The 13034-nt window shown below is 64.2% G+C and carries 8 protein-coding genes and 1 riboswitch; of the genes, 2 read left to right on the top strand and 6 right to left on the bottom strand.

Annotated elements, in window-relative coordinates:
• Positions 1-271: 271 nt before the first annotated feature.
• Together ACW4LP_RS11375 and ACW4LP_RS11370 are read right to left on the bottom strand one after the other, a co-directional pair.
• Positions 272-1000, bottom strand: coding sequence for a hypothetical protein (locus ACW4LP_RS11375; RefSeq protein WP_455803821.1), 729 nt, complete (start codon positions 998-1000; stop codon positions 272-274).
• Positions 1001-1610: 610 nt separating this feature from the next.
• A complete protein-coding gene (locus tag ACW4LP_RS11370) occupies positions 1611-1820 on the bottom strand; it encodes a hypothetical protein (protein WP_114548885.1) in 210 nt (69 codons plus the stop codon).
• A gap of 310 nt (positions 1821-2130) precedes the next feature.
• Positions 2131-2240: riboswitch (glycine riboswitch) on the top strand.
• 63 nt (positions 2241-2303) lie between these two features.
• Here ACW4LP_RS11370 and ACW4LP_RS11365 point away from each other — a divergent pair.
• Positions 2304-3779, top strand: a complete 1476-nt coding sequence (locus ACW4LP_RS11365) for an alanine/glycine:cation symporter family protein (RefSeq protein ID WP_225885490.1) — start codon at positions 2304-2306, stop codon at positions 3777-3779.
• 252 nt (positions 3780-4031) lie between these two features.
• On the opposite strand, the gene ACW4LP_RS11360 is transcribed toward ACW4LP_RS11365, so the two are convergent.
• Complete coding sequence (locus ACW4LP_RS11360; protein ID WP_161127621.1) at positions 4032-7523, bottom strand: SNF2-related protein; 3492 nt, start codon at positions 7521-7523, stop codon at positions 4032-4034.
• A 464-nt stretch (positions 7524-7987) separates the two neighbouring features.
• On the opposite strand from ACW4LP_RS11360, the gene ACW4LP_RS11355 reads away from it, so the two are divergent.
• Positions 7988-8458, top strand: a complete 471-nt coding sequence (locus ACW4LP_RS11355) for a hypothetical protein (RefSeq protein WP_161127620.1) — start codon at positions 7988-7990, stop codon at positions 8456-8458.
• A gap of 91 nt (positions 8459-8549) precedes the next feature.
• Here ACW4LP_RS11355 and ACW4LP_RS11350 read toward each other — a convergent pair whose 3' ends face one another.
• The 3 genes from ACW4LP_RS11350 to ACW4LP_RS11340 are packed head-to-tail and all read right to left on the bottom strand — an operon-like array spanning position 8550 to position 13016.
• Positions 8550-10334 carry an ABC transporter ATP-binding protein gene (locus ACW4LP_RS11350; protein WP_161127619.1) on the bottom strand — a complete coding sequence of 595 codons (1785 nt, stop codon included), beginning with the start codon at positions 10332-10334 and terminating at the stop codon, positions 8550-8552.
• Between the two features lie 2 nt (positions 10335-10336).
• On the bottom strand, positions 10337-12604 hold the full coding sequence (locus ACW4LP_RS11345; protein ID WP_161127618.1) for a HelD family protein: 2268 nt from the start codon (positions 12602-12604) through the stop codon (positions 10337-10339).
• Positions 12597-13016, bottom strand: a complete 420-nt coding sequence (locus ACW4LP_RS11340; protein WP_161127617.1) for a peptide deformylase — start codon at positions 13014-13016, stop codon at positions 12597-12599. The genes ACW4LP_RS11345 and ACW4LP_RS11340 overlap by 8 nt, the downstream gene beginning before the upstream one ends.
• Between the last annotated feature and the right edge of the window lie 18 nt (positions 13017-13034).

Genomic DNA, 13034 nt, shown 5'->3' with positions numbered 1-13034 from the left:
GGGAGGGCGGCAGGACCGTCTACGATACGATAGACAACCGCAGGAGGCGGTTGGGGCTGGCGGCGTAGGCCGCTGTCCAAGTAACTGTCCGCACCCCCTCGGGGGTGCGGAATCGGCGAACCGGCAAGTTTTCATTTCGCACGCAACGTTCTGACCAGGCACTTTCCAAGCGCTCCTCCGACCAGCTTCCTTCGGTGCACGATTCAGACGCTTACAACTCAAGATCTCATGCAAAAAACGACCCGGATGCTGCCTAACCGCGCAAGAGGACCTAGCCTTCATCCACCAGGTAGTCGCGGATCATGGGCATGTCGAAATCTACGAAGCCCCTTCGCCTGGCTCCGATTACTTCCTGCTCGATGAGGCGCGCGCGGATTTTGGTCGCGTTGTTCTCGGTGATACCCATGCGGCCGGCTATGTCGGAAACGCGGTGGGGACCTTCGCCTTCCGTCATCGCGACGAGGAATTCCAACTCCCGCTCACTCAAGCTGTTCACCGTCGGCTCGAGCACCATGCGGTACATGTCGTTTCGGGCGAGAACCACAGCCTGCTCCATATCTTCTAAGGTGATGGTTTCCCTCTCGGGATGCTGCCGCCAGGCATGGTAGCCAAGAAGCTGTATGAGGAAGGCATAGCCCTCCGAAGCATCGGCAGCCACCTTGAGCGCAGGGGCGGCGATTCCCCTTCCGGCACCTTCCACCGTCTCCTTAATGGCGTAAGAAGTGTCGGTTGCAGAAATCTGGTCCATCGTATGCTTGAACGCCCTGCGCAGAAACGAGATCGCATCCACATCGATAAGCGTCGAGACGTTGTGCGGCAGACCAGCCAAAAGCAATGCGACGTCCCGGCGCTCGCGAACGAAATGTTGGAACGAATCGATGAGAACCGGAAGCTCATCGGATTGTGCCGATGCCTCGTCGACGGTGATGAGAAGGCCGGCATCCTTCTCGTTGAGCTCGCTGACGGCCTTCGTCATGTCCGCGCGCCACGTAGAAGGCACTTCCTCCCTCGTTCGCGTGAACCCTACGCCATGGACATGTATTTCTGAGAGCCACGAGTTCGTCTCAGGGGCAAGGATGTGCGACGCCTTCTGACGAAGTTGGACGATTATCTCCGAGAGCATCCCATCGCGATCGGTCACATTGACGCTAATCCATCCCCTCATCTCAGCCCGTTCGGCAATGGCCGTGAGGAGCACCGTCTTGCCCGTTCCTCAAGCACCCACAAAGATAGTTGCCCTGTTAGGGTCGCCCGGCGCGTTATCCAGCCCCTCGAGAATGTCAGCGATGAGCCCGTCTCGTCCAGCAAGTTTGGGGGGCACACATCCGAAGGTCGGGGTGAATGGGTTGCATGTAGATGTCGCCTTATCCCGCTTCATTTCACAATCTTTCACTTCGTTTCACAAGTTTTCACTTTCATAGCATACAGCACGAGAGAAAGTTTCTTGGCATTCATGCGAGTCTTCTGCCAAGCACAAGACTATGCTCAAGCGCAAAACAGACGAGCCCCTCGTCAACGAAAAGGGCAATTTGCGCACGAGATCTTGAGTTATAAGCGCCAGCGAAAGTCCGTTTCGCCAGCCGCCGGCCACCTTTTCCGTCGATCTTGGCCTATTCCGCCAGTCGCTTGAAGCGGACGGTTTGCTGTTTCATGGATATCTTGCCCACTTCCCACCCGTGGGGCACAAGCTCCTTCTTGTAGTTGAGGAACGAATGATCCAAAGGAACGCCGGCGATGGTGCCAATCTCGTCGAATGTGAGCACCAGCTCGTCGCCTTCTTGCTTTTCCACGTATTCCCACAGCTTATCGTACTTGCTCATGGCGATCTCTTTCCTTGGCTTTGCCGCTTTCGTCGCCCCAGTCTAACACGGGCACCGCGGCCGGATCCCGTTCGTAGGCATCTCGCAACCACCGCGAGGACACCACCTTTCGCGGGCGCTACGGAGCATTGCGGGGGCAACGCGTAACGTTGAGCGAAATAGTTGTTGATCGACGCCGCGTCAGGGCGTATAGTGGCCGAGTCAATATTTCTGTGAGGCCTTCGGAATGCTGTGGCGCTCGCGCGATGAGGCAAAGCGGCTCGCCCGCAACGCCGCAACAGCACAAGCGCAGCATAAGCAAACCGGGGGCGGAGAAAACTCTGGAGAACTCTTAAGTGAGTGCCGAAGGTGCAAGGCTTGCGCGCGGACGACCTCCGCAGGCAAGCTGAATCTCTCAGGCAAACGGACAGAGCGATGACGCGACCTCTTCGGCCGCCCACGCATGAGCTCCCCCGAGTTTTCTCGCGAGAAGAAGGGAATGCCGTGGAAGAGGCGCTGCTTGGTATCGTTACCACCATCAACAACTACCTGTCCAACTACATCCTGATCATCCTGCTGCTCGGCATGGGCATCTGGTTCACCGTGCGCACCAAGGCGATCCAGTTCCGCTGCTTCGGCGAGGGCTGGCGCCGCGTGTTCGGCAACTTCAGCCTGCGCGGCGGCAACCAGGGCGGCGGCATGACGTCGTTCCAGGCGCTGTCCACCGCTATCGCGGCCCAGGTGGGCACGGGCAACATCGTGGGCGCCTGCGGTGCCATCATCGTGGGCGGCCCGGGCGCCATCTTCTGGATGTGGATCATCGCCCTGCTCGGCATGGCCACCAACTACGCCGAGGCGGTCATGGCCCAGAAGACCCGCGTAGTCGACGAGGACGGTACCGTGCACGGCGGTCCAGTCTACTACATCACCACGGCCTTCAAGGGCAACGGGGGCAAGTTCCTCGCCGGGTTCTTCGCCGTGGCCATCATTCTGGCGCTCGGCTTCATGGGCTGCATGGTGCAAAGCAACTCCATCGCCGAGACCATGAACACCGCCTTCGGCATCCCCACCTGGGTCATGGGCCTCATCGTGGTCATCCTGGCCGGCACCGTGTTCATCGGCGGCGTGTCGCGTTTGGCCGCCGTCACCGAAAAGATCGTGCCCATCATGGCCGTGCTCTACGTGCTCGGGTCGCTCGTCGTGCTCATCATGAACGCCGCCAACATTCCGGCCACCTTCGCGCTCATCTTCCAGTGCGCCTTCAACCCCGACGCCACCGTGGGCGGCGCCACCTTCGGCATCATCGCCGCCATCAGCCAGGGCGCCAAGCGCGGCCTGTTCTCCAACGAGGCCGGCATGGGCTCCACTCCGCACGCTCACGCGCTCGCTGAGGTGAAGGATCCGCACGAGCAGGGCGTCGTGGCCATGATCGGCGTGTTCGTGGACACCATCATCGTCGTCACCATGACCGCGCTCGTGGTGCTGTCGGTGCTCTACGTGGGCGACGGCACGCTGGCCACCGGCGACTACGCGACGCTGACCGCCGAGACCATCACCAAGACCAACATCGCTCAGCTGGCCTTCGGGCAGTTCTTCGGCGCGAATGTGGGCGCCTGGTTCGTGGCCATCTGCCTGCTGTTCTTCGCCTTCTCTACCATCCTTTCGTGGAACCTCTTCGCGAAGCTGAACGTGGAATGGCTCTTCGGCAAGAAGGCGGTGCTGCCCTTCACCATCATCGCGCTGGCCTTCATCTTCATGGGCTCGCTGCTCTCCAACGACCTGGTGTGGGAGCTCGCTGACATGTTCAACCAGCTGATGGTCATTCCCAATGCCATCGCGCTGTTCGCGCTGTCCGGCGCGGTGCTCGCCATCGCCAACGCCAAGCACGACAAGCGCGCGCTGGACGCGGCCGAGGAGCGCCTGGAAGACCAGGAGCGCGCCGCCATCAATGCCATGGTGGAAGAGGACAAGCGGAAGTAGCGCTTTCCCGGCTGGCGCTTAGCCGAGACAAGGGATCTCATCCACACGGGGCGGCCTTCGGGCCGCCCCTTCTGGTTTGGCGGCCGCGAGGCGGCCAGACGCAAGTCGGCCGAACCTGCCAGAACGTGCAGGATTTTTCGATAGGAAGAGTCTTCGTGCTGGAATAGTGCAGGATTTTCCGATTGAGAGAGTCATTCTCGGGCTTTCCGAGCGAGCAGGCTCTCCCAATCGGAAAATCCTGCACGAAACCCGCTAGTCCGCCTCCCCGAGAAGCTCCGCAAGGCGCTCGCGGGTGAGTCCGGCGAGCGCCTCGCCGGCCGTGGCGGCGATCACGGAATCGGCCAGGTCGCGCTTGGCCTCCTGCAAGGCGACGATGCGCTCCTCGATGGTTCCCTTCGCCACCACCTTGTACACGTCCACCTCGCGGTTCTGCCCGATGCGATGGGCACGGTCGGTCGCCTGGTCGGTGGCGGCCGCGTTCCACCAGGGGTCGGCGTGCACTACCACCGAAGCGCCCGTGAGGTTCAGCCCCGTGCCGCCGGCCTTCAGCGACACAAGGAACACGGGTGTCTCATTGGCGTTGAACTCGTTCACAAGACGCACGCGCTCGCGCTTCGGCGTGGCGCCTGTTATGGCGAAATGCCCGATACCGCGACGATCAAGCTCGGCGGAAAGCACGTCCAAGTAGCTCGTGAACTGCGAGAATACGAGCACCTTGCGCCCGGCTTCCATGGCCTCGTCCACCAATTCCATGATGGCGCCCAGCTTCTCGGCGCCGCCCTTGTAGTTTTCGAACACGAGCGCCGGATCAAGCGCGATCTGGCGCAGGCGCGTCAGTTCGGCCAGCACCTCGACGGCGCTCTTCTCCGCATCGGGAATGTGCCCGCGGCGATTGGCCCGCGAGGCGTTCTGCCGCTTCTGGGCGTTCAGATCCTCGCGCAGGCGCTGCTCGGCGCCGTCGTAGAGCCGACGCTGCTCGCAGCCGAGCGGCACATAGCGGATACTCTCGAGCTTGGCGGGCAGATCGGTGAGCACGTCGGCCTTGCGGCGGCGCAGCACAAACGGCTCGATGAGCGCGCGCAGGCGAGCCGCCGCCTCTTCATCCTCGCCGATAATGCCCAGCTCGTAGCGCTCGCGGAACCGCTCGTAGCTGCCGAGGAACCCCGGCATGAGGAAGTCGAAAATGCTCCACAGCTCCGAGAGGCGGTTCTCCACCGGCGTGCCCGTGAGCGCGAAGCGCAAGGGCGCCCGCAAGCGCTTCACGGCCCGGGTGGTCTTGGTGGCGTGGTTCTTGATGTACTGGGCCTCGTCGAGCACCACCAAGCCCCATTCGACACGCGCGAGCTGCGCGCCATCGATGCGCACGCGGTCGTAGGAGGCCACGATCACGCACGGGACATCGGCGCTCGAAGCGCCAGCGATTCGCTCGCCAGCCGTTCGCGCGTCCTCGCCCGCATCGTCCCCGCACCCGAGAACGCGCCCTTCGTCTATCCCCTGCGTCGCACGGAATAGTAGCACCTCGCGGTGCGCTCGGGAGCCCTCCAACGCGCAGACCGGCACGTCGAGCGCGAACCGGGCGAACTCGTCGGCCCAGTTGAACACGAGCGAGGCGGGGCAGGCCACGAGCACCGGACCGCCCAGCTGCCCCGAATCGCGCAAGCTCTTCACCAGGGCAATCATCTGCAGCGTCTTGCCGAGGCCCATCTCGTCGGCCAGAATGCCGCCGAAGCCGAGCGATGCCAGGCGCGCCAGCCAGCGGAAACCCTCTACCTGGTAGGGCCGCAGCGTACCCGCGAGAGATGCGGGCGCCGCCACAGGCTCGCCCGGACCGTCCAGGCAGCGAAGGTAATCTTCGAAGGCGCGGTCCCGCACGGCGTCGCCATATTCCCGATCCAGGTAGAACGCCTGGTAGGTCGGTAGCTCGGCGCCGCCATCCAGCAACTCGTCGGCCGACACGCCCAAGTCCCGCATCATGTCGCCGAGCGCCGCCACGTCCCCCTCGCCCAAAGCGGCGATGCGCCCGTCGCTCATGCGGTGGAAGCGCTTGCGGCGCCGGTAGGCTGAAAGCATCGCCCGCAGCTCATCGGCGGAAAGATCGCTCTCGCGCACATCCATCTGAATGAGGTTCGCCCGCAGGGAAAGGCCCAATGACACCCGCGGCGGCCGCTCCACGATGAGCCGATCGAACGCCGGCGTGGTAAACACCTCGCCTAGGGCGCGGAACTGCACGAGACCGCCGTAGAGCAGATCGCCGGCCAATTCGGTCTGGCGCAGGGGCAAGGTCATGGACCCGTCGAAGAACTGCGCGGCCACGGCCACACCCGCATCTTCCAAATCCTGGTCGCGGAAGGCCTGACTCGAAGCCGGGCGCAGCTCCGGCTCCTCGGCGGAATCGGCGGGGCTTTCCAGCACTACCTCCCGCTCGCCGTAAAACGCCTTCACCACCAGGCGGATGAGCGCGGCCTCCTTCTTCCCCGTCACATCGAAGTAGAAGGCGAGTGTGCCGGCCACGGGACGCAGCGCCTCCCAGGTCTCGGGCAACTCCACCGAAAGCGTCTCCTCCAGCACCGGCAGCGCGCGCCGACAGAAAGCCTCGGCATCGCGCTCGGCGATGAAGACCGGGGCTTCCCCTGCGGAGCCGTCGGCGGTCAGGCCCGCCTCGCGCAACCAGGCAAAGGCCCGCGCGTCGGCGCCCGTCGCTCGCGCGGCCACGCCGTCGGACAGCACGAAGGCCTCCTCCAGCCCGCGCACCACGAGCACCCGTTCGGAAAGCGCCAGCTCAAAGCCGCCCTCGGCAGGGACGAACCGCAGTGTCAGCGCCGGAACATCCCTGGTGACAACCCAAAGGCCGTCTCCGTTGCCCTGCTTCTCATCGCCCTCCCTCGCACCAGGCTCCACCGTGCCCCGGTTCGCAACCGCTAGCGGCGCCTCCCATCCCCCAAACGTAAATTCAGCGCCCTCCCCCATGGCGCCGAGCATGCCGGCCAACTCCGCCTCGCGCAGGCGCACCTCGCGCTTGCTCCCCGCCGTGCGGAACATCGAGCCGCCGAACAGGCGCTCATCGGGAAACAGCTCCGCCACCTTGCGAGCCACGGCCCGGGAAGGCCCGTCGAAGGCTTCGAGCCGATGGGCGAAGGCGAGCTTCTTTCCGTAAGAGAAATGCTCCCCGCGCTGCACGCGATGGGCAAAGGCCTCGAGGTCGCGCACCACATAGGTTCCGCGAGGGCCTTCCACGGTCAGATCCATCGACCAGAAGCGCCCGTCGTAGGCAAGATGCACGGCGAGATGCACGGTGCCCGCAGCTGCGTCCACGGCGAGTGCGCCGACGCGCACGGGCGTCGCGTCGGATCGAGCCGCCAGGCACTGCGCCAGCGCCTCGCTCGTCGTCCGACCCGGCGAAACGGCGGCACGGACATCACCTATCTCTTCGAAAGACTTGGGTTGTGCAAAATAGGCGACCGTCAGCGCCACACAGTGCTTGCACATGCCGTCGAAGCGCGCGGCGGCAGGACAATCGCAATCGTAGTCGATAATGCGGGACTCGAAATCGGCGAACACGACATCAACGTTGAAGTAATCGGCAATGCCCGAGGCCGACGCCACCCGACCGGTGACCACCGACACGTCATCGCTGCGCCGAACGCGCCGATCCACGATAGATGCGGCATTGGCGGCAATGCCCACACCCCGCGACACGGCGCGTGGGTCAGCGTATTCAGCCAGCTTGATACCGCCCAGACCCACCGCACCTCCTTTTCCCAATTACCGAATGCAAAGTCTTGAGGGTACCACAACTCGCCCCCTCACACAGCGGACGCGAGGCCTTTGCTCTCGCGCATTCAAAAGCCACCCAGCAAAAAGAAAGCACGGATTCGCTCCCGCGTTCGCGTCATATCTTTTATCATGCGCGACTTCGAAATCCAGCAATCCTGGCTAGTTTTTCGAGGTTTTCGACAAGCGCTTCCCTCAGAGAGCCAGAAATGGCCCCATCTTCCTTGTTTGCTGACCATTTCCCAGCGAGAATTAGCACAATACGTTACTTTCGCAGAGGAGCCTTCAGGAGACACGTCGAAACCCTCGAAAAACTTGCCAGATTTACGCTTCGAAGCTTGCTCGCGGGAAATACGGCTCTGGGTATGAGGGGGATGACGCAACGAATGGTAGACTGCCTTTGTCACTCAATTCCCAACACCACCCCGAGGAGAGTCATGGGCCTTTTCATCCTGCCTCGCACCAACGCCGCCGCGCATCGGCATCCCCAACGCACGTGCCTTGCCGCGCTCGCCCTCGCCTGTCTCCTGACAGCGAACGCCGGCACTCTGGCCGGCTGCGCATCGAGCCACCCCATCACGAAGTCCGGCGAGCAGTGCGCTTCCTGCCACAGCGATGGCCGCGCCGCCGTGGAGGGCACCGGCTCGGCCAGTGCGACGGAGACGGGCCTCACCTTCGCCGTGGAAAGCGGAGCCGGGGAAGTCTACCTCTGCACCGCCGCCTTGACCGAGGACGGCACCGTCATCCCCTCCCGCGACCGCACGCTGTCTGCCGACGAGCTCGGCGCCGTCACGGTGAGCCGCCCGGGGCTCTATGCCCTGTGCACCGGGGATATCGCCTCCCCTTCCGCCACCGTCCTCATAAACGCCACCGGATCCGGCCCCGCCGACGCCGTCGTAAAGCTGTAGGCCCAGACTTCGGTGACAAAACAAGCCCCTTCCGCGCACGTTTTGTGTCACCAGCGCTCGGCAGGTCGAACCACTGGATGAAACCCGGCGCCTACTCCCCCGCGAAGGCGCCGGTTTGGCGGTTCCAGAGGCGGGCGTAGTCGCCGCCCTTGGCCACGAGCTCGGCGTGGGGGCCGTCCTCCACGATGCGCCCCTGGGACAGCACGACGATGCGGTCGAGGCTCGCCACCGTGGACAGGCGATGGGCGACCACGATGGCAGTGCGGCCTTCCATGAGGCGAGCGAGCGCCTCCTGCACGGCCGCCTCGCTTTCGGAATCAAGTGCGCTCGTGGCCTCGTCCAGCACGAGGATGGGGCAATTGGCGAGCATCGCCCGGGCGATGGCGATACGCTGGCGCTGACCGCCCGACAGCTTGATGCCGCGCTCGCCGGTGATGGTGTCGAACCCCTGGGGCAAATCCTCGATGAACTCGAGCGCGTTGGCCGCCCGGGCCGCCTCGCGAATCTCCTCTATCGTGGCGTCGGGCCGCCCGTAGGCGATGTTCTCGGCAATGGAGCGGTGGAACAGCAGCGCCTCCTGAGGCACATAGGCGATCTGCCGGCGCAATGACTGCTGGGTCACGTCGGCCACGTTCTGGCCGTCCACCAGAATCTCACCCTCCTGGATGTCGGCCAAGCGCAGCAGCAGCTTCGTGAGCGTGGTCTTCCCCGCCCCGCTCATGCCCACGAGCCCCACGCGCTGCCCGGCGGGAATCTGCAGGTTGAAATCGCAGAACACCTGGGTCTTCACATCGCCGTCGGTGTACCAGAAGTTGATGTCCTTGAAGTTGATGTCGCCCAGTTCCACATCGAGCGGTTGCGCGCCGGGCTTGTCGGCCACCAGGCGCGGCTCATCGAGCACCGCCGTCATGCCGCTCGCGTCGCCGAAGGCCTGGTTGATACGCTGCAGGCCCGTGTTGATGAAGTTGAACTGGTTCGTCACCGTGTTCGTGTAGGTGAACATGAGGATGACGGTGCCCGGCGTGATGCCGAACCAGGCGTTGCCGCCGGAGATGAACACCGTCACCACGGACATGATGACCACGGTGATGGCCGCCGTGGTGATGCCGCGGGCGAGCGAGGCCCGCATGCGCTTCGAATCGCGCGCCACCACCTCGCGATTCGCCGTGTCGAACAGCCCCCGCTCGTAGTCCTCGCGCCCGTAGGTCTTCACGGCCAGGATGTTCGTGACCGCATCCGATAGTTCGCCGGACAGCTGGTTCTGGGCGCTGGCGGCCTTCTCGTTCAGATGCAGGATGCGCTTGTACATGAGGTAGCTGATGACCGCGTACACCGTGAGCATCGCCATGAGCACCGCCGCATAGGCCGGCACCACCGGGAACAGGATGAGGCACGTGAAGGTGATAGAGCAGAGAATCGGCAAAAACGGGAAGTTCATCACCTGAAGCAGCTGGGTGTAGCCGGCCATGAATTTCGAGGTCTGGCTGACGAGCGTGCCACCGAAGCGGTTGGAATGGAACGACAGCGACTGGTTGCACAAACAATCGAAGGCCATGGTGGCCAAATCGTAGTTCACGGCGATCTGCAGCTTCCACAACGTGTAGTCCTGAAGCTTGCTGCAGGTCTGTCCCGCCAGATTGATGCCGATGAGCGCCGCGATGTAGGGGCCGAACACGTCGAACACGGCCTCGGGAGCCACCGGGTCGGCGCTGATGCGATCGACGATGAGGCTCATCACGTAGGGGTTGCCGTAGGTGAGAAAGCCGCAGAACCCGATCGTCGAGGCGACGAGCGCCACGAACAGTCCCAGATGATTGCGGGTTGCCAGCCAGTAGTAGTGCAAGCTGCGCATCGTAAGCGATTGCTTCTTCGACATAGCTATCCTAAAAGTTCCGTCAGGTCGCCGTTGGATAGTAGGGTGAGGTGGCGGGTGGCGCGGCTGATGGTGGTGTAGAGGCGGCGGCGGGCGATGTCGCTGTTCGGGAAGGTGCGGGCCGAGGCGTCGGGGATGATGACGCGGTCGAACTCGAGCCCCTTCGCCAGCTTCAGCGGCACCACGACGATCCCCGTTTCCGGCAGGCTGTCGCCCTCGCCGAGGACAACGACGCCCTGCCCCGCATTGGCATCACTTGCGGCCGAGGGGCGACCAAGGTCGCCCCCTACGGGGGGCTGGCCGCTCCCTGCGGTGACGCCGTCCAGCGCCTTCGCGAGGCGTTTGGCGTCGTTCTTCCAGGGGACGATCACCGCCGTTAAGCCGCCGGCGTCGCACGCGACGCGCACTGCTTCCACCAACGCGGCCTTCCACTCGTCGGCGTTCTCGCACACCACGATCTCCGGAGCCGGCGCCTCGCGCTGCACCGAGGCCACCTCCATGGCCTCGCCTTCGGGCAGAAGGCGCGCGAACAGGTCGGTGATGGCCGGGGTGGACCGGTAGCTCGTCATGAGGCGGCACTGCGACACCTCGCCGCGCATCTCCTCGAACACCGCCCGCATCTCGTCCCACGTGGCCGTGCCCTCGAAGATAGCCTGGTTCGGATCGCCCAGAAGCAGGAAGTGCGCCCGACGGAAGTAGCGGGCGAGCACCGCCAACTGGCCTTGGGAGTAGTCCTGGGCCTCGTCGATCATGACGTAGCGCGCCTCGGGGTTGCCAAGACCGGTCAGCGCCATCTTCAGGTAGACCCACTCCACCGAAGTCAGCCCCTCGCGGCCGAGCAGGCGCACGGCCACCCGATCGATGTCAAGCCACTCCATGGCGTCCATGGCGCGCAGGGCATCGGCGTGCTTCTCTTCCAAATACACGAGGGCCAGCGTGCGGGCCTCCTCGTCGCTCTGGGGGTCGAAGACCTCTCCGAACAGGCGCAGCTGCTCGTCCACGGGAAGCGAGGCGATCTCATCATGCGTATCCTCCAGCGCCGCCAGCGACTTCAGCCGCGCCGTCAAGCGAGCGGACAGCTCCTCGGCCATGAGCGTCGCGCGGTGCGGGCCGGCCGGCAGGTTCGCGAACTTCGCCGACACCTTCTCCACCGCATCCACGCCGAGCAGGCGCACGCCGGCGCTCGTGATGTCGCGGAAGTCGCTGCGTGCGAACTCGAAGGAGGCCACCGCCGCATCAATGGCCCGCAGGCGCTCAAGCGATACGTCGCTCTCACCCACGCCGCGCCCGGCGGGAAGAAGCGGCGCCAGGAACTCCTCCCAGGTGAAGATCTCCGGATTGCGCTCGCCGAGGTCGGGCAGCACGCGGTCGATGTAGCGGCCGAAGACCGGATTCGGCGAGATGAGGAAGACCTGAGTCGGGTCCAGGGCGCCGCGATGCTGGTAGAACAGATACGCGATGCGCTGCATGAGCACCGAGGTCTTGCCCGAGCCGGCGATACCCGCCACTTGAAGCACCGGCACGTCCTCGTGGCGCACGACGGCGTTCTGTTCACGCTGGATAGTGGCGGTGATGGCCTGCATATGGGCCGAGCGCCCGCGGGAAAGCGACGCGAGCAGCAGCTTGTCCTCGATGGCCACATCCGAATCGAAGTAGGTGATGAGACGGTCTTCTTCTATTTCGAACTGGCGGCGCAGCTGCAAGTCCACGTGGATGGTGCGCCCATCGGCCACATAGGAGGTGGGGCCCATGGTCTGGTTGTAGTACACCTCAGCCACGGGGCTGCGCCAGTCCACGACCAGGCGCCGATAGTTCTCGTCCGAGATACCGGCCGAGCCGATGTAGAGTTCTTTGGCCGGCGCCCCTTCCTTGAACTGCAGCGCGATCTTCGCGAAGTAGGGCTCGCGCAAGAGCACTTCCACGGCGCGCAGGCGCTCGGCCTGCACGGAGTTGGCCATGTCGTGGGCCTCGATGATGTTGTTCATGGCCACGATGTCGGCGTGGGTCTCCAGGATGTCGTCCCAGGTGGCGAAGTTCACGGCCAGCTCCTCGGCCATGGACTTCTTGTCCTCGGCGGCATCACGCGCCACGGCCTCCATGGCGGCTATCGCATCGCGGCCGATCTTCTCCAGCTTGCCGTAGGTCTCGCTCAGGTGCGCCTGTTCGGCGGCGAAGACGGGATCCGCGGCCTCCTGCCCGGTCGCGGCCGAGGGGCGACCAAGGTCGCCCCCTACGGAAGGGGCGCCGGCGCTCTGTTGCCCTTCCCTAGACAAGGATGCCCTCGCAGTGGTCGATCATGTGCTGCACGGCCTGGGCGGCGTTGCCCTCGATCTTCTTCTTGCGCTCCACAAGCTCGCCGTCGACCAGCACCTCGTAGCTCACGCGCACCCAGTCGTAGCGCGTGACGGCCGTCGGCTCATCGCGCGAGAGGCATGCCTCCACAGCGGTGTAGGGTTTCAGCTTCTGGGTGACGCGCGGGTTGTACATGACCTGCGGGCGGCCGGCCTCGTTCAGATAGGCGACAATGCGCTTTGTCTCGCCGATCTGGTTGGCGGCCAGGCACACGGCCTCGTCGCTGGCAAGCAGCGTCTCCACCAAATCGTCGGCAATGGCGGCGTCGGCGGCCGTGGCGGCATCGCAGGGCTTCGACAGGATTTCCTCGTCGGTGATAATCTCTCTGATCACAGGGGCTCCTTTGCGTTT

This window comes from Adlercreutzia sp. CNCM I-6215 (assembly GCF_977072315.1).
Note: the sequence above shows the minus strand (reverse complement) of the source record. Positions and strands in the feature narration are given on the sequence as shown.